Here is a 15573-nt window from a genome sequence, read left to right on the forward strand (position 1 = left end):
CGGTCAGTACGACTTCGGCAGCCCTAGCGAGTGCATCGCGACGAAGTTGAGGATCATCTCCCGGCTGACCGGTGCGATGCGGCCGAGTCGGGCGGCGATCAGCTGGTTCGCCAGGCCGTACTCCACCGTGAGCCCGTTGCCGCCGTGGGTCTGGACGGCCACGTCGGTGGCGTTGCAGGCGACCTCGCCGCCGGCGTACTTGGCCATGTTGGCGAACTCGCCGGCCGCGAAGTCGTCGCCGGCGTCGTAGAGCGCGGCCGCCTTCTGCCAGAGGAGCCGGGCCTGCTCGAGCTCGATCTTGACCTTGGCGAGCGGGTGCGCGATGCCCTGGTGCGCGCCGATCGGCTCCTTCCAGACGGTCCGGGTCTTGGCGTACTCGACCGCCCGACCCAGCGCGTAGCGCGCCTGGCCGCAGGTGAGGGCGCCCCCCATGATCCGTTCGGGGTTGAGGCCGGCGAAGAGCTGCCACAGGCCTCCATCCTCGTCACCGACCAGGGCGTCCGCCGGCACCCGCACGTCGTCGAGGAAGAGGGTGAACTGCTTCTCCGGCGCCGACCACGCCATCGGGATCACCTGCTTCGAGAAGCCGGCGGCGTCCGTGGGGACGACGAAAAGCGCGGGCTTGAGCTTGCCGGTCTTCGCGTCCTGGGTCCGGCTGACGACCAGGACGGCCTGCGCCTCGTCCACGCCCGAGATGAACGTCTTCTGCCCGTTGAGCACCCACTCGTCGCCGTCACGGGTCGCGGTGGTGCTGATCTGGTGCGAGTTCGAGCCGGCGTCGGCCTCGGTGATGCCGAAGGCCATGAGGAGGGTGCCGTCGGCGATGCTCGGCAGCCACCGCCTCTTCTGGTCCTCGGTGCCGCAGCGGGCGATGATCGAGCCGCAGATGGCCGGGCTCACGACCATCATCAGCAGCGGCGCGCCGGCCGCCGCCGCCTCCTCGAGGACGGCGGCCAGGTCGGCCATGCCACCGCCCCCGCCGCCGTACTCCTCGGGGAGATTGACGCCGAGGAACCCGTGCCGGCCCATCTCCAGCCACAGCTCGGTCGTCTTCTCGCCGCTCGCCGCCTGCCGGGCGATGTAGTCGTGGCCGTACTTCCCGGCCAGCCTGGCGACCGCCTCGCGCAGCGCGACGCGCTCCTCCGGCTCGCTGAACGGTGTCATCGTGATGGCGCTCATCCCTGCTCCTCGACCACGGCGAGCACGGCGCCCGCCTCGACCTGCCGACCGACGCTCGCGGCCAGCTCCGTGACGGTGCCGGACCGCGGCGCCGCGATGGTGTGCTGCATCTTCATCGCCTCCATGACGAGGAGCGGCTGCCCCTCGCTCACGCTGGCGCCCACCTCCACGTGGACGGCCACCACGCTGCCGGGCATCGGCGCCAGCAGCGAGCCCTCCGCCACCTGGTCGGCGGGGTCCACGAACCGCGGGACCCGCTCGAGCGCGGTGTGGCCCAGCGGCCCGTCGACGTCGACGCGGTCGCCGGTGACGCTCACGTCGTACGCCGTCCGCAGCCCGTCGACCTCGAGCACGACACGGTCCGACGCGGCCGACACGACGGTCAGGCCGTCGACCGCGTAGCCCTCGCGGGTGCCCTGCCACTCGGCGCTGGTGCCGTCGGTGAACTCGATCCGCTGCGGCTGGCTCGTGACGTTGCGCCAGCCGACGGGGATGCGCTGCTGGACCCGGCGCACCGCCTTCGCGCGCTCGGCGAGGGCGAGGGCCGCCGCCGTCCGGACCCCTTGTTCCTCCGGTGAGCGCCGAGGTCCGTCTGCCGCCTCACGAGCCCCCGGGGTCACGGCGGTCCCGAGGGGTCCCCCGTCGGCGAGGAACGCGGTCGACACCTGCCCCGCCAGGAACGCGTCGGACTCGAGGATCGCCACGAGCTGCTCGCGGTTGGTGCGCACGCCGTGGATCCGGGCGCGGCGGAGCGACGCGGCGAGCCGTCGGGCGGCCTCCTCGCGGGAGGACGCGGACACGATCACCTTCGCCAGCATGGCGTCGTAGAACGGCGTGACGGTCGAGCCGGTCGCGAAGCCGGCCTCGACCCGGATCCCCTCGACCTCGGGGATCTCGAAGCGGCTGAGGGTGCCCGTCTGCGGGGCGTAGTCGGCGGCCGGGTCCTCGGCGTAGAGACGGACCTCGATGGCATGTCCGGTGGTCGAGGTGCGAGCGCAGCGAGCCTCGAGACCACCGGAGGAGCAACGCGCCTCCTGGAGCTGGAGCTCGACCAGGTCGACCCCGAAGACCTCCTCGGTCACCGGGTGCTCGACCTGGAGCCGGGTGTTCATCTCGAGGAACCAGAACCGCCGCTTCTCCTCGTCGTAGAGGAACTCGACGGTGCCGGCGCCGCGGTAGTCGATCGCCTCGGCGGCCTTGCCGGCCGCCTCGTGCATCGCCTTACGCACCTCGTCCGGCAGACCCGGCGCGGGCGCCTCCTCGACGACCTTCTGGTGCCGGCGCTGGATCGAGCAGTCACGGTCGCCGATGACCGTCGTCGACATCAGCTGCACCTCGACGTGGCGGCCGTGCTCGACGTACGGCTCGACGAAGACGGTGCCGTCACCGAACGCCGACTCCGCCTCGCCCCGCGCGGCCGCGATCTCGGCGTCGAGCGCCGACAGCGAGCGGACGACCCGCATCCCGCGTCCGCCACCACCGGCGGACGCCTTGACCAGCAGCGGCAGGTCGGCCTCGGTCGGCGAGGCCGGAGCCTCGAGGACGGGTACGCCGGCCGCCTTCATGATCTCCTTCGCGCCGATCTTCGACCCCATGGCCTCGATCGACTCGGGCGACGGCCCGATCCACGTGAGCCCGGCCGCGATGGCCGCGCGGGCGAACGAGGCGTTCTCCGACAAGAAGCCGTAGCCCGGGTGGACGGCGTCGGCGCCGGCCCGCTGCGCCGCGGCGACGATCAGGTCGCCCCGCAGGTAGGTCTCGGCCGGCGTGTTCCCCGGCAGCCGGACGGCGACGTCCGCCTCGGCGACGTAGGGCAGGTCGGCGTCGGCGTCGGAGAACACCGCGACGGTCGGGATGCCGAGTCGCCGACAGGTCCGGAACACCCGCGACGCGATCTCGCCGCGGTTGGCGACGAGGACTCTGCTGATCGTGGTCACAGTCGGAACACCCCGAAGTTCATCTCGCCCTGGATGGGCTGGTTGGCGATGACGGACAGGCAGATGCCCAGGACGGTGCGGGTGTCGCGGGGGTCGATGACCCCGTCGTCGTAGCCGAGGCCGGAGAGGAAGTAGGGCAGCGACTGCTCCTCGATCATCCCCTCGACAATCGCCTTGACGCCGGCGAACGACTCCGCGTCGAAGACCTCGCCCTTGGACTCGGCGGACTGCCGGGCGACGATCTCCATGACGCCGGCGAGCTGCTGCGGTCCCATCACGGCCGACTTGGCCGACGGCCAGGTGAAGAGGAAGCGCGGGTCGTAGGCACGACCGTTCATCCCGTAGTTCCCCGCGCCGTAGGACGCCCCCATGATCACCGTCAGGTGCGGGACCTTCGAGTTGGAGACCGCGTTGATCATCTGCGCGCCGTGCTTGATGATCCCGCCCTGCTCGTACTCGGCGCCGACCATGTAGCCGGTCGTGTTGTGCAGGAACAGCAGCGGGGTGTCCTTCTGGTTGGCCAGCTGGATGAACTGCGCGGCCTTCTGCGCCTCCTCGCTCATCAGCACGCCGCGGGCGTTGGCGAGGATGCCGATCTCGAAGCCGTGCAGCCGCGCCCACCCGACGCACAGCGACGGCCCGTAGAGCGGCTTGAACTCGTCGAACGCGACCGCGTTGTCGACCGAGACCCCGTCCACGATCCGCGCGATCGCCTCGCGCGGGTCGAACGGCTCCTTGAGGTCGGTGGGGATCAGGTCGAGCAGGCCGTCGGGGTCGAGGTCGGGCTCGGCGTACGTCGGCCAGCCACCACTGGTCGAGCTCGTCGAGACCCCCTGCTTGCGCCAGTGGAGACGCGCCACGACCCGCCGAGCGAGCCGGATCGCGTCCTGCTCGTCGACCGCGAGGAAGTCCGACGACCCGGAGACACGCGAGTGCATCTCGGCACCGCCGAGGGACTCGTCGTCGGTCTCCTCGCCGGTGGCCATCTTGACCAGCGGCGGGCCGGCGAGGAACACCTTCGCCTGCTCCTTGACCATGATCACGTAGTCGCTCATGCCCGGGACGTAGGCGCCGCCGGCGGTCGAGTTGCCGAAGACGACCGAGATCGTGGGCTGCTTCCGGGCCGAGGCGCGGGTGAGGTCACGGAAGCCCTGGCCGCCAGGGATGAAGATGTCCTTCTGGGTCGGCAGGTCGGCGCCGCCTGACTCGGTGAGGTTGATGGTCGGCAGGCCGTTGCGGGCGGCGATCTCGGCGGCGCGGAACGACTTCTTGAGCGAGTAGGGGTTGAGCGAGCCGCCCTTGACCGTCGGGTCGTTGGCGACGATGAGGCACTCGACGCCCTCGACGACACCGATGCCGGTCACCATCGACCCGCCGACGGCGAAGTCCGAGCCCCACCCGATGAGCGGCTGCAGCTCGAGGAAGGCGGACCCCTCGTCGACCAGCAGCTCGATCCGCTCCCGAGCGGTCAGCTTGCCGCGCGCCTTGTGCCGGGCGACGTACTTCTCCCCGCCGCCGGCCACGGCCTTCGCGTGCTCGGCCTCCAGGGACGCCAGCTTCTCCAGCATCGCGGCACGTCTCTCGGTCATCGTCGGGGTCCCCGCGGAGACGCGAGCGTGCGAGTGTCTTCGTGGGGTGGATCGTCGTAGCCCAGCAGCTTGGCGGCCAGGTCGGTCATCACTTCGGTCGCTCCTCCTCCGATGGGCAGGATCCGGGCGTCGCGGTAGTGCCGCTCCACCTCGGTCCCGTGCAGGTAGCCGGCGCCGCCGTGCAGCTGGACGGCCTTGTCGACGACCGCGTCGCACGCCTCGACGGCGGTCTGCTTCGCCAGCGCGGCGGCGGCGATCGTGCCGGCGGTCGTGCCCTCGGCGATGTAGCGGTCGACGACCACGTGCGTGTAGGCGCGGGCCGTCTCGACCAGCCGGTGCATCTCCACGAGCGCGTGGCGCACCACCTGGCGCGCGATGAGCGGCTCGCCGAACGTCGTCCGCTCACGCGCGTAGGCCGCGGTGAGTGCCAGCGACCGGGCGGCGATGCCGTAGCCGTGCACCGCGAGGGCGATCCGCTCGGTGACGAACGCCTCGGCGATGTAGCCGAAGCCGGCGTTCTCGGCGCCGACCAGGTTGTCGACCGGGACGCGGACGTCGGCGAAGCCGAGCTCGGCGGTGTCCGAGCAGTGCCAGCCCATCTTCGCGAGCGACCGGTCGACCGTGAGTCCGGGCGTGTCCTTGTCGATGACGAGCAGGCTGATGCCGCCGGCGCCGGGCCCGCCGGTGCGCACGGCCGCCGTGACGAAGTCGGCCCGGACGCCGCTGGTGATGAATGTCTTCGACCCGTTGACGACGAAGTGGTCGCCGTCCCGGACCGCGCGGGTGGTCAGGTGCGCGACGTCGGAGCCGCCGCCGGGCTCGGTGATCGCGAGGGAGCCGATCAGCTCGCCGGCCAGCGTCGGCCGGACATAGCGGTCGACCAGGTCGGGCGACCCGTGTGCGGCGATGTGCGGCAGCGCGATGCCGTGGGTGAACAGGGCGGACAGCAGGCCCGACGAGGCGCCCTCGCCGAGCATCCCCTCGGAGACCGCGACCACGTCGGCCAGCGTGCCCCCCTCGCCGCCCACCTCCTCCGCGAAGCCGATGCCGAGCAGGCCCTGCTGGGCCGCGGCCACGTGCAGGGAGCGCGGGACCTCTCCGGCGTCCTCCCACTCCTGGAGGTGGGGGAAGACCTCGCGCCGGGCGAACTCGGCGCCCAGGTCGACGAGCTCGGACTGGTCGGTCATAGGAGGTCTCTCTCGATGTGGACGACACGACTGCGGACCCACTCGCCCAGCGCCTTGGCCTGCGGGTCGAAGCGGCGACCCTCGGCGACGCCGGCGCCGAGCAGCCCCCGGATGAGCACGTTGACGCCACCGAGGTTGGGCAGCGGGTAGACCTCGACCTCGAGGTCGGCGGCCTCGGGCACCAGCTCGCGCACCTTGCGGGGCGTGATCAGCTTCGTCAGCCACGTGACCCGCGCGTCGTACTTGTCGCTCGTCACGTCGCGCTCCACCCACAGGCCGAGGTTGGCGTCGCCGCCCTTGTCGCCGGAGCGGGCGTGCACGAACGTCCCGAGCGGCAGCCGCCGGTTGAGCGAGTCGGGCGGCGCCGGGTAGGGCGAGGGCCGCTGGCCGTCGCGGTGCTCGGGCTCCGCATAGATCCCCGGATCGGGGATGACCTCGCGGGTCCCGTCGACGTGCACGACGGTGTGCGCGACCGCCGACCGGTCGACGTACTCGGCCCGGTAGACGCCGTAGGGCGCCGGCCGGGCGGGCGGCGCGGTGACGTGGAAGCCCGGGTACGACGCCAGGGCGAGCGCGATGAGCGGCTCGGTGAACGGCTTGCCGAGCGGCTCGGGCGTCGCCGCCCACGCGGTGAGCCGCAGGAGGCAGGCGGCCCCCTCCTCGGTGGGCGAGTCCGGCTCGGGCACGCGGTAGGGCGACCAGACGTGCTCGACCCCGTCGAGCGCGGGCGCCACCTGGTCCTTGAGCCAGGCCGCCTTCTCGTCGATGTCGAGCCCGGTCAGGACGAACTCCGCCGAGTTGCGGAAGCCGCCGAGCTCGTTGACCGCCACCTTGAGCCGCGCCGGCGGCGGCGTCCCGCGGACGCCGCTGACGGCCACGCGGTCGGGCGCCTCCTGCCGGAGCGTGATCGAGGTGAGGTCGGTGGTGACGTCGGGCCCGAGGTAGCCGACCCCCTGGATCTCGTACATCAGCTGCGCCGTCACCGTGTCGACGGTGACGGCGCCGCCGGTTCCGTCGTGCTTGGTGATGACCGACGAGCCGTCCTCGGCGAGCTCGGCGATGGGGAAGCCCAGCGGGCGACTCGTGTCCAGGCGGGTGAAACCGCTGAAGTTGCCTCCCGTGGCCTGGGTGCCGCACTCCAGGACGTGCCCGGCGACCACCGCTCCGGCCAGCCGGTCCCAGTCGGCGGCGGCCCAACCGAAGTGGGCGACCGCCGGGCCGACGACCAGGGACGCGTCGGTGACCCGGCCCGTCACGACGACGTCGGCGCCGGCCGCCAGTGCCCGGGCGATGCCGAAGCCGCCCAGGTAGGCGTTGGCGGTCAGCGCACCGGAGACGTCGACGCGGTCGCCCTCGACATATGCGACCCGGGCCTCCGGAGCGATCGTGCGCAGCGCCTCGGCGAGACCGGCGGGGTTGAGGCCGCCGGCGTTGCTGACGATCCGGACGCCCTTCTCGAGCGCGAGGCCAAGGCACTCCTCGGCCTGCCGCACGAACGTCTTGGCGTAGCCCAGCGAGGCGTCCTTGAGCTGCTCGCGGCCGAGGATCAGCATCGTGAGCTCGGCGAGGTAGTCGCCGGTGAGGTAGTCCAGACCACCGCCCTCGAGCTGCTCGCGCATCGCCGACAGCCGGTCGCCGTAGAAGCCGGAGCAGTTGCCGATCCTCATCATCGCCGCTCCCTCCCCGGTCCGGGCGGGCCTGCGAAGGCCTGCGCGATGTCGAGCCACCGATCGGCGTCCTCGCCGACGGCGACCAGCTCGGTGTCCGCCCGGTGGATGCGCTGGGTCACCAGCCGCGCGAAGTCGTACGCCGGCCCGGTGACGCTCTGGGTCGCCTCCTCCGGCCCCCACGACCACACGCCGCCGCTCGGGGCGACCAGGTCGAGGCGGAACTCCGCGGCCGGCCGCGCCAGGCCGTGGTTGCCGAACACCCAGTCACGGGTGCGGATGCCGAGGTGGCAGACGTGCCGGATCCGGTCCGTCGGCTCGGGGACGGTGCCCAGGCCGTGCTCGGCGAGCGCCTCGACGACGTCGAGCCCGTGCGCCCAGGTCTCCATGAAGCGCGCCGTCGCCATGGAGGACGGCGACATCGGCGGGCCGAACCACGGCATCTTCCCGTCCGCGCCGCGCAGCGCCTCGGCGAGCGCTCCGCGCGAGGCGTCCCACCGCGCGAGGAGGTCCTCGGGAAGCGCCTGGGCGGCCTCGGCGGCAGCCTTGTCGACGAAGCCGTCCGGGTCCTCGAGGGCCGCCAGCACGACCGCGTCCCAGTCCGCCTTGTCGCCCGCCGCCGCGCGAGCCGCGAGCACGGCCGCCTCGTCGGTCCAGGTGAGGTGGGCGATCTGGGTCGCGACGTCCCACCCCTCGGCCGGCGTCGGCGTGTGCCAGCCCGCATCGTCGAGGGGCGCCACGGCGGCCCGGAGCCGGTCGCTCTCGGCCGCGAGATCGCCCAGCAGGTCGTCCAGCATCGTCATCCGAGTTGCTCCTCCATGACCTCGGCCCACCGGTCGAGGATCCGCTCGCGCCGCTTCGTGTCGTCGCTGATCGTGCTGGCCAGCCCGAGGCCCCGCACCAGGTCGAGGGTCGCCTGCACCAGCTCGCGTACGCCGTCCCGCGACTCGTCGGCGCCGAGCAGCTCGACCGTCAGCCGATGCGTCTCGCGTCCGACGCGCTGCTCGAGCGGCGCCACCTCGGCGAGCAGCTCGGGGTCGGTCCGGGCGGCCACCCAGAGCTCGAGCGCGGCGGTGAAGACCGGGGAGGTGAAGTGGTCGGCGAGCATCTCGAGCACCGCGCGGGTGCGGCTCGGGCCCTCCGGCAGCCGCGCGGCGGCCGCGGCCAGCTCCTCGCCCCGGACGCGGGTGAGGTGGTCGACGGCCGCGAACACCAGGTCGTTCTTCGTGGGGAAGTGGTGCAGCTGCGCGCCGCGGCTCACCCCGGCCCGCTCGGACACCAGCGTGGTCGTCGTACCGGCGAAGCCGCGTTCGGTGAGCAGCTCCACCGTCGCCTCGAGGAGCCGCGCCCGCATGGCGCGGGTGCGCTCCTCCTGCGGGACGCGGGTGGTCGACTGGCTCACGCCCCCACCCTGCCGTCGGAAGAACAAACAGTCAAGACTGACTGTTTGTAGAAATCGTTTACGTTGCCGTTCTCATGCGCGACGGAGAGGACTAGGTTTCTCCCAGCTCCGCTCGCGCTCGGAAACATGGGGAAACGCAAATGGCTGAGTTCGTGACGACGACTGGCGCCGCTGCGCCCCGGCTCGCCGTGTCCGGCGACCTCGACATCTCCGGTGTCGAGGAGTTCCTCAGCCACGCCGGGCGGCTGCTGGACGCCGGCACCACGGCGATCGAGATCGACCTCGCCGGCGTGACGTTCATCGACTCCAGCGGGCTGGGCGCGTTGGTCCGGCTGCAGAAGTCGGCCACCGCCGGTGGCCAGCAGCTGCGGCTCGCGAACGTTCCCCGCCCGGTCACCCGCATCCTCGACCTGACCGGCCTGACCGAGCTCTTCGAGGAACGGCCCGACAGTTGAGCGGTCCCCCGCGACGTGCGTCATCCGCGGCCGTGCCCGACCGACCACGGCGGCTCACGCACGATCCGAAGCGGCTGGCGGCCATCACCGCCGGGGTGGGCGTCGTGCTGACCGCGGCAGCGAGCTGGTCGACGGCTCGGGTCGATGCCAACAGCGAGCACCGGCTGCTGGTGCAGCAGACCAAGCAGGCGGCGGCGGTCCTGTCCACCGCCATCCTCGTCCTCGAGGAACCCTTGAGCACCGCGCTGAGCATCCAGGCCGCAGCGGGCCGGGCCGGCGACCGCGCGGCGTTCACGCGGTTCATGTCGACGTACGTCGGCACCGGCAAGCCGTTCGTCTCGGCGTCGTTGTGGACGCGGCAGGGCGACCGGGTGAGCCAGCTCGCGACCACCGGAGCCACGCCGGCACTGACGACGACGAGCCCGGCCGGACGGAGCTACGCCCTCCACGCGTTCGAGGTGAAGTCACCGTCCGTCCGGCAGGTCACCGCCGGTGGACAGCCGCGCATCGCGTGGGCCCTGGCCGACCCGGGCAGCGGTCTCGCGGTCTACGCCGAGAGCGCGCTCCCGGCCGACCGCCACGCGCCGGTCGCCCGCGACTCGGCGTACGCCAACCTCGACTACGCCATCTACCTCGGCCCCCGCGCCACCGACGCGGCGCTGTCGACCACCGACGTCGACCCGTCGTCGCTTCCGCTGCGAGGCGACACGGCTCGTGAGTCGATCCCCCTGGGCGACACCACGCTCATCCTCGTCGCCACACCGAACGAGCACCTCGGCTCGACGCAGAGCCGGTGGCTGCCGCTGGGCCTGCTGCTCGGTGGACTGCTCCTGACCGCCATCGCCGCGATCGCGGCCCGGCGGCTGCTGCGCGACCGCAGTGACGCGGAGGCCGACGCCGCGACGATCACCGCGCTCTTCGAGCAGGTCGAGACGCTGTACGCCCAGCAGCGGGACCTGTTCGAGCGGCTGCAGCGCGCGCTGCTGCCGCACGGTCTCCCCGCCATCCCCGCGCTCGAGTCGGCCTCGCAGTACGTCGCAGGTGCCCAGGGCACCGAGATCGGCGGCGACTGGTACAGCCTGGTGGCGCTCGACGAGCACCGGTTCGGCTTCGTCGTCGGCGACGTCTCCGGCCGCGGCGTGGACACGGTCGCCGTGATGGCGCAGGCGCGCTTCACGGTCCGGGCCTACCTCCTGGACGGCCAGAGCCCGGCGACCGCGCTCGAGAAGTGCTCGCACCAGTTCGACATCTCCACGGACGGGCACCTGACCACCGTGATCACCGGCGTGGGCGACGTACGAACCGGAGAGGTGACCATGGCGAACGCGGGGCACCTGCCGCCGTTCCTCCTCGACGGTGAGATCCGGCCCGTCGACGTACCGCCCGGACGGCCGCTGGGCACCGGCCCGGCGCACTACGACGAGACGACGATCGCCATGCCGCCCGGCTCGACACTGTTCTGCTTCACCGACGGGCTCGTCGAGCGGCGCGGCGAGTCCATCGACGTCGGCCTCGACCGGCTCGCCGCCACGCTCTCGCGTGCGGGCGAGCGCTCCGTGGCCGAGCTCGTCACGCACGCGGTCGACACGCTGCGCAACCCGGACGCCCCCGACGACATCGCCGCCCTCGCCCTCCGGTGGGAGGGTCCCCGATGAGGACCGAGCTCCCCGGTGACCTGCGCGCCCCCGCCGCCGCGCGACGCTTCATCGACGCGCCGCTCCGGGACCTGCTCGGCCGTGCGACGCGGCCCGCGGCCGAGGACGTCGTACTCGTCGTCAGCGAGCTGGTCACCAACGCGGTCCGCGCCGACGCCGACACGATCGGGCTCTCGCTGACCGTCGACGAGGAGCGCGTCGAGGTCGTGATCTCCGACGACGCCGGTGGCTGGCCGACGCTCCGACAGGTCGACTGGGAGGACCCCAGCGGCCGCGGTCTGGCCATCGTCGACGAGCTCGCCGACCGCTGGGACGCCACCGAGCTCTACCCCGGCAAGCGGATCACCGTGACGTGGTACCGCGGCGGCTGACTGTCCGACCTCAGCCGACCCGCGCCACCATCGGCAGCCGCGACCGGGTGAACAGCCCCACGACGACCGCGGTGAGCAGCGGCAACCCGAGGACGACCACGGCGATCATCAGCCACGGGATCTCGATGTAGGGGCCCACGTGGTCGCTGCCGCTGTAGCCCTCCGCCGTCAGCGGCCACGTGACGGCGAGGCCGGGTACGAAGCCGACGAGCATCCCGAGCACCGCGCCGACGAAGGAGACCACGAAGGTGTACGCCGCGGCGACCCTGCGCCGCGTCCGAGGTGCCGCTCCCACCGCCGCGAGCGTGGCCAGGTCGGGCCGGGCGTCGGACAGCGCGAGGAACATCGCCGTCAGGGTGCCGCCGAGCATCAGGATCGCGCCGAGGGCAGCCAGCACCCACTGCACGATCCTCGTGTAGGCGTCGGCCTGGTAGCCGCGCTCGACGTACACGCCCGCCGGGGTCGGCAGGTCCTGGAGGGCGGCCTGCAGGTCCTTCTGGGCTTCCGTGGTGAGGTGCGGCTGCGCCACGTCCAGCGCCACGGTCGCCGCCGGGACGCCGGCCCGCCTCGCGACCGACGGCGGGAGGATCGCGCGGAGCGGGGCCACGTCGTCGTCGGGCCGGTAGAGCACGGTGGCGGGCACCGTGACCGCCGGCGTCGAGACCGTCGGGCCGTCGTCGTCGCTGGTCTCGACGTGGATCGCGACCTGGTCGAGCCGGGTCTGCGATGCGTCGCTGGTGAGGACCACAGCCCGTCCCGCGGACAGCGTCTCGGCCACCCCCTCATCGGCCGAGAAGTAGGACGCGACGAGGGACGGGAGCTGCGCCCCGTCGCTGACGACGACGTCGGTACCGAGGGCGGACGACGACGAGCTGGGACTGATCTGCTCGTCCTCGGCCGTGCGCGCCGGGTCGGCGAACACCACGTTGACCCACGAGGTCGTCGAGGTCTGCCCGACCCCGACCACCGGGCTGACTCGCGCGGCGGGTGCGTGCTCCCGCACGACGTCGGCGACCTGGTCCCAGTCGGTCGGGCGGTCCGGCCTCGGGTCGAGGTAGCCGTAGTCGGGCGTGACCGAGGCGTCCCCCATGACGAGGTTGGGCGTGTAGGACTCCCTGTTCTGCTTCTCGTCGCTCGAGGTGGAGATGCCGAGGGCGACGACGCCGGCCACGGTCGCGGCGACGGCGGCGACGGCAGGCGTCGTACGCGTCCGGTGCCGCACGGCGTCGCGGGCGGCGAACCGGACCGGCAGCGGGAAGCGGCCGGCGGCGCGGGCGACCCACGAGACGACGACCGGCACCAGCAGCACCATCCCGAGCACGCACACCACCGCGGACCAGGCGACCATGAGGTCGCCCCGGCCGGAGGCTCCCGCGATCGCCATGAGCACGCCGATCCCGAAGAGGACCACCCCGAGGACCGGGAAGGCCCGCGTCGGCTTGGCGTCGCCGCGGCGCCCGGCGAGCACGGCCACGACGTTCTGCCGCGAGGCGATCCAGGCCGGCACCACGCAGGCGATCACGGCGCTGGCCAGGCCGAAGGCGGCCACGGCGACCAGGTGCGGCCACGGTACGTCGAACGGGCCGAGCCAGCTCGCGTTGAACCGCTGCACCACCGGCTGCAGCAGCCAAGCGGCGCCGATGCCGCCGGCGACCCCGATCACGGCGGCCGCGACGCCGAGCAGCAGGCCGCCGGCGAGGATGACGCGGCGCGCCTGGGCCGGCGTACCTCCCGAGGCGACCAGCAGCGCGAGCGAGCGCTGCTGCTTGCGCGCGCCGACGGCGAACGCGGGGCCCGCGAGCAGCACCACCTCGATGAGCGCCATCACGACGATGAGCGCGGCGACCTGCAGGGTGGTGCTGTCGCCCGAGCCGTCGTCCATCGAGTCGGGGTAGTCGTCGGGGTGGCTGGCGATGTGCCGGTCGGTGACGAGGACGCCGAGGTCGTTGAGCCGCTGCACCTGCGACCACGTGAGCGGAGGGCCGTCGACGAGCCACCCCTGTCCCATCCCGTCGTCCGTCAGCCGAGGCAGCGTGCCCGGCAGCCCGACGACCACCTCGCCGCTGCGGCGGGTCGCATCCACGATGGTGCCGACGATCGTGCGGGACGACTCGGTGCCGTCGCGGTCGACGATCGTGAGCGTGTCACCCACGCCGCGGTCGCGCATCGCCTGGTTGACGACGACCTCGTCGGAGGCGGCGGGCCAGCGTCCGCCGTCGAGCCGGTAGAAGCCACGCGCGAGCGGCGCCGTGACGTCGGCCTGCTCCGCCGCGACGGCCTCGCGGCCGTGCGGCGTGCGCACGACGAGCTCCGACGACGTCGGGGCGGCCAGCTTCGACCGGTGCCCGATGACGCCCTCGACGTCGGCGAACGTGGTCGCCCGGGACAGCTCGTCACCGGCAACCCAGTCCCGCAGCGGGTCAGGCCCCTGGGTGACCCGCTGCCGCCCCTCGAAGATCTGGACCTCGGCGGTCGCGACCGCGCCGAGCCGGCGGCTGATGCCCTCGGTCGGCGACACGTCGGCGGTCTGGATGAGGATGTCGGCGGTGACGACGGCCAGGACCGGCAGGGTCACCATGACGAGCGCGATGATCGCCCGCGCCCGGTGCTTGAGCAGGTCGCGACGGGCCAGCCGGAGCGCGATCCGCCAGCCGAGGAGGTGCCGCCTCACGACCGCACCGCCGCCATCGGCTCGCCGGCCTCGTCGACGACGGCGCCGTCGCGCAGGAAGACCACGCGGTCGGCCCACGCCGCGTGCCGCGGCTCGTGGGTCACCAGCACTCCGGCCGCGCCGGCGTCGCAGCGGGCGCGCAGGAGCCGCAGGATGTCCTCGCCGGTGACCGAGTCGAGTGCCCCGGTGGGCTCGTCGGCGAGGATCAGCCGCCGGTCCCCCACCACGGCACGGGCGATGGCGACCCGCTGCTGCTGGCCGCCCGACATCTCGTCGGGGAAGCGGTCGGCGAGGTCGGCGATCCCCAGCTCGCCCAGCGCCGTGGACGCCGCCGCCCGGGCCGCCCGCGTGGGCACCCCGTCGAGCTCCAGCGGAAGGCTGACGTTCTCGCCGGCGGTCAGGGCTGGGATGAGGTTGAAGTCCTGGAACACGTAGCCGATCGACGTCCGGCGCAGCTTGGCCCGCTCGGCGCTGCCGACGGCCGTGAGGTCGGTGCCCTCGACGAGCACGCGTCCCGACGTGGGCTGGTCGAGCCCGCCGGCCAGGGTGAGCAGCGTCGACTTCCCCGAGCCCGACGGGCCCATGACGGCGACCAGCTCGCCGGCGTACGTCTCGAAGGAGACCTCGCGCAGCGCGTGGACGGCCAGGCCACCGGCGCCGTGGATACGGGTGACCTGGGCCAGCTCGAGGACGGGGCGGGTCTCAGGGGCGTTCATCGGTCGGTCTCCTCGGGTTCGGTGGCGGCAAGCTCAGGTTCGGGACGCGTACGGCGGGTGGGTCGGTGCAGGCGCTCACGGGCCTGCTCGAGCCAGCGCCTCTCGGCGCGGCGGAGCCGGTCGGCCTCGTGGGGGGCCAGGCGGTCGCTCATCAGCGGGCTCCGTCCGGGTGGTCGGCGACGCGGCGCAGCCGGGCGTCGCAGTGGTCGAGCCAGCGGATCTCGGCCTCGGCCGCGAAGGCGAGTGAGTCGAGGACGAGCTCGTAGGCCAGGTCGGTCGTCTGGCGCTTGAGCCGGTTGTAGCCCTGCAGCGCCGACATCGTGGCGCTTCGCTGGCGCTGGATGACGGCCGTCGGATCGAGCCCCGGCGCGCTCACCGCGAGCGCCACCTTGATGGCGAGCTCGTCGCGCGGCGGCTGGGTGCGCGGCACCGCGCTGCCGAACCAGTCGGTCAGCTCGGCGCGCCCCGCGTCGGTCAGCTTGTAGATCTGGTGGCCGTCGTCGTCGGTGTCGCCACCCTCGACGAGTCCGTCACGCTCGAGGCGGGACAGCGTCGTGTAGACCTGCCCGATGTTGAGCGGCCAGGTCTCCGCGGTGCGCTCCTCGAACGCCGCCCGGAGCTGGTAGCCGTACATCGGCTCCTCGTCCAGGAGCGCGAGCAGCGCGTGCTTGACCGACATGGTCCTCCTCGGTGACTAGATACTGGGTATGTGTATACCCGGTATGGCCTGAAGCGCAAGTGCGA

General features: G+C 72.9%; 14 protein-coding genes. 3 read left to right on the plus strand and 11 right to left on the minus strand.

Going from position 1 to position 15573, the window contains the following annotated elements; genetic code table 11:
• Positions 1 to 3 precede the first annotated feature (3 nt).
• From QDS12_RS00860 to QDS12_RS00890, 7 genes are read right to left on the minus strand one after another with little or no spacing between them, the layout of a single operon-like run.
• Complete coding sequence (locus QDS12_RS00860; RefSeq protein WP_279876311.1) at positions 4 to 1179, minus strand: acyl-CoA dehydrogenase family protein; 1176 nt, start codon at positions 1177 to 1179, stop codon at positions 4 to 6.
• Positions 1176 to 3116: a biotin carboxylase N-terminal domain-containing protein gene (locus QDS12_RS00865; RefSeq protein WP_279876312.1), complete on the minus strand. Its 1941-nt coding sequence runs from the start codon at positions 3114 to 3116 to the stop codon at positions 1176 to 1178. The genes QDS12_RS00860 and QDS12_RS00865 overlap by 4 nt, the downstream gene beginning before the upstream one ends.
• Entirely contained in the window at positions 3113 to 4705 is a 1593-nt protein-coding gene (locus tag QDS12_RS00870; RefSeq protein ID WP_279876313.1) for a carboxyl transferase domain-containing protein, read from the minus strand. Before QDS12_RS00870 ends, QDS12_RS00865 begins: the two co-directional genes overlap by 4 nt.
• Positions 4702 to 5892: an acyl-CoA dehydrogenase family protein gene (locus tag QDS12_RS00875; protein ID WP_279876314.1), complete on the minus strand. Its 1191-nt coding sequence runs from the start codon at positions 5890 to 5892 to the stop codon at positions 4702 to 4704. The genes QDS12_RS00870 and QDS12_RS00875 overlap by 4 nt, the downstream gene beginning before the upstream one ends.
• Positions 5889 to 7562, minus strand: a complete 1674-nt coding sequence (locus QDS12_RS00880) for a DUF1446 domain-containing protein (RefSeq protein ID WP_279876315.1) — start codon at positions 7560 to 7562, stop codon at positions 5889 to 5891. Before QDS12_RS00880 ends, QDS12_RS00875 begins: the two co-directional genes overlap by 4 nt.
• A complete protein-coding gene (locus QDS12_RS00885; protein ID WP_279876316.1) occupies positions 7559 to 8362 on the minus strand; it encodes a TIGR03084 family metal-binding protein in 804 nt (267 codons plus the stop codon). The genes QDS12_RS00880 and QDS12_RS00885 overlap by 4 nt, the downstream gene beginning before the upstream one ends.
• Positions 8359 to 8961 (minus strand): TetR/AcrR family transcriptional regulator, encoded by a 603-nt coding sequence (locus QDS12_RS00890; protein WP_279876317.1) that lies wholly within the window; start codon positions 8959 to 8961, stop codon positions 8359 to 8361. Before QDS12_RS00890 ends, QDS12_RS00885 begins: the two co-directional genes overlap by 4 nt.
• Before the next feature lie 140 nt (positions 8962 to 9101).
• Here QDS12_RS00890 and QDS12_RS00895 point away from each other — a divergent pair, with 140 nt between their 5' ends.
• The 3 genes from QDS12_RS00895 to QDS12_RS00905 are packed head-to-tail and all read left to right on the plus strand — an operon-like array spanning position 9102 to position 11442.
• On the plus strand, positions 9102 to 9416 hold the full coding sequence (locus QDS12_RS00895; RefSeq protein WP_279876318.1) for an STAS domain-containing protein: 315 nt from the start codon (positions 9102 to 9104) through the stop codon (positions 9414 to 9416).
• A 32-nt stretch (positions 9417 to 9448) separates the two neighbouring features.
• Complete coding sequence (locus QDS12_RS00900; protein WP_279876319.1) at positions 9449 to 11071, plus strand: PP2C family protein-serine/threonine phosphatase; 1623 nt, start codon at positions 9449 to 9451, stop codon at positions 11069 to 11071.
• The gene (locus tag QDS12_RS00905) at positions 11068 to 11442 is read left to right on the plus strand and encodes an ATP-binding protein (protein WP_279876320.1); all 375 of its coding nucleotides are present in this window, start codon (positions 11068 to 11070) and stop codon (positions 11440 to 11442) included. Before QDS12_RS00900 ends, QDS12_RS00905 begins: the two co-directional genes overlap by 4 nt.
• 10 nt (positions 11443 to 11452) lie before the next feature.
• Here QDS12_RS00905 and QDS12_RS00910 read toward each other — a convergent pair whose 3' ends face one another.
• From QDS12_RS00910 to QDS12_RS00925, 4 genes are read right to left on the minus strand one after another with little or no spacing between them, the layout of a single operon-like run.
• Positions 11453 to 14113, minus strand: a complete 2661-nt coding sequence (locus QDS12_RS00910) for an FtsX-like permease family protein (RefSeq protein WP_279876321.1) — start codon at positions 14111 to 14113, stop codon at positions 11453 to 11455.
• Positions 14110 to 14829, minus strand: a complete 720-nt coding sequence (locus tag QDS12_RS00915) for an ABC transporter ATP-binding protein (protein ID WP_279876322.1) — start codon at positions 14827 to 14829, stop codon at positions 14110 to 14112. The genes QDS12_RS00910 and QDS12_RS00915 overlap by 4 nt, the downstream gene beginning before the upstream one ends.
• Positions 14826 to 14981: a hypothetical protein gene (locus QDS12_RS00920; protein ID WP_279876323.1), complete on the minus strand. Its 156-nt coding sequence runs from the start codon at positions 14979 to 14981 to the stop codon at positions 14826 to 14828. Before QDS12_RS00920 ends, QDS12_RS00915 begins: the two co-directional genes overlap by 4 nt.
• On the minus strand, positions 14981 to 15508 hold the full coding sequence (locus QDS12_RS00925) for a PadR family transcriptional regulator (RefSeq protein ID WP_279876324.1): 528 nt from the start codon (positions 15506 to 15508) through the stop codon (positions 14981 to 14983). The genes QDS12_RS00920 and QDS12_RS00925 overlap by 1 nt, the downstream gene beginning before the upstream one ends.
• Between the last annotated feature and the right edge of the window lie 65 nt (positions 15509 to 15573).

Source organism: Nocardioides sp. CER19, from assembly GCF_029846275.1.
Lineage (GTDB): Bacteria > Actinomycetota > Actinomycetes > Propionibacteriales > Nocardioidaceae > Nocardioides.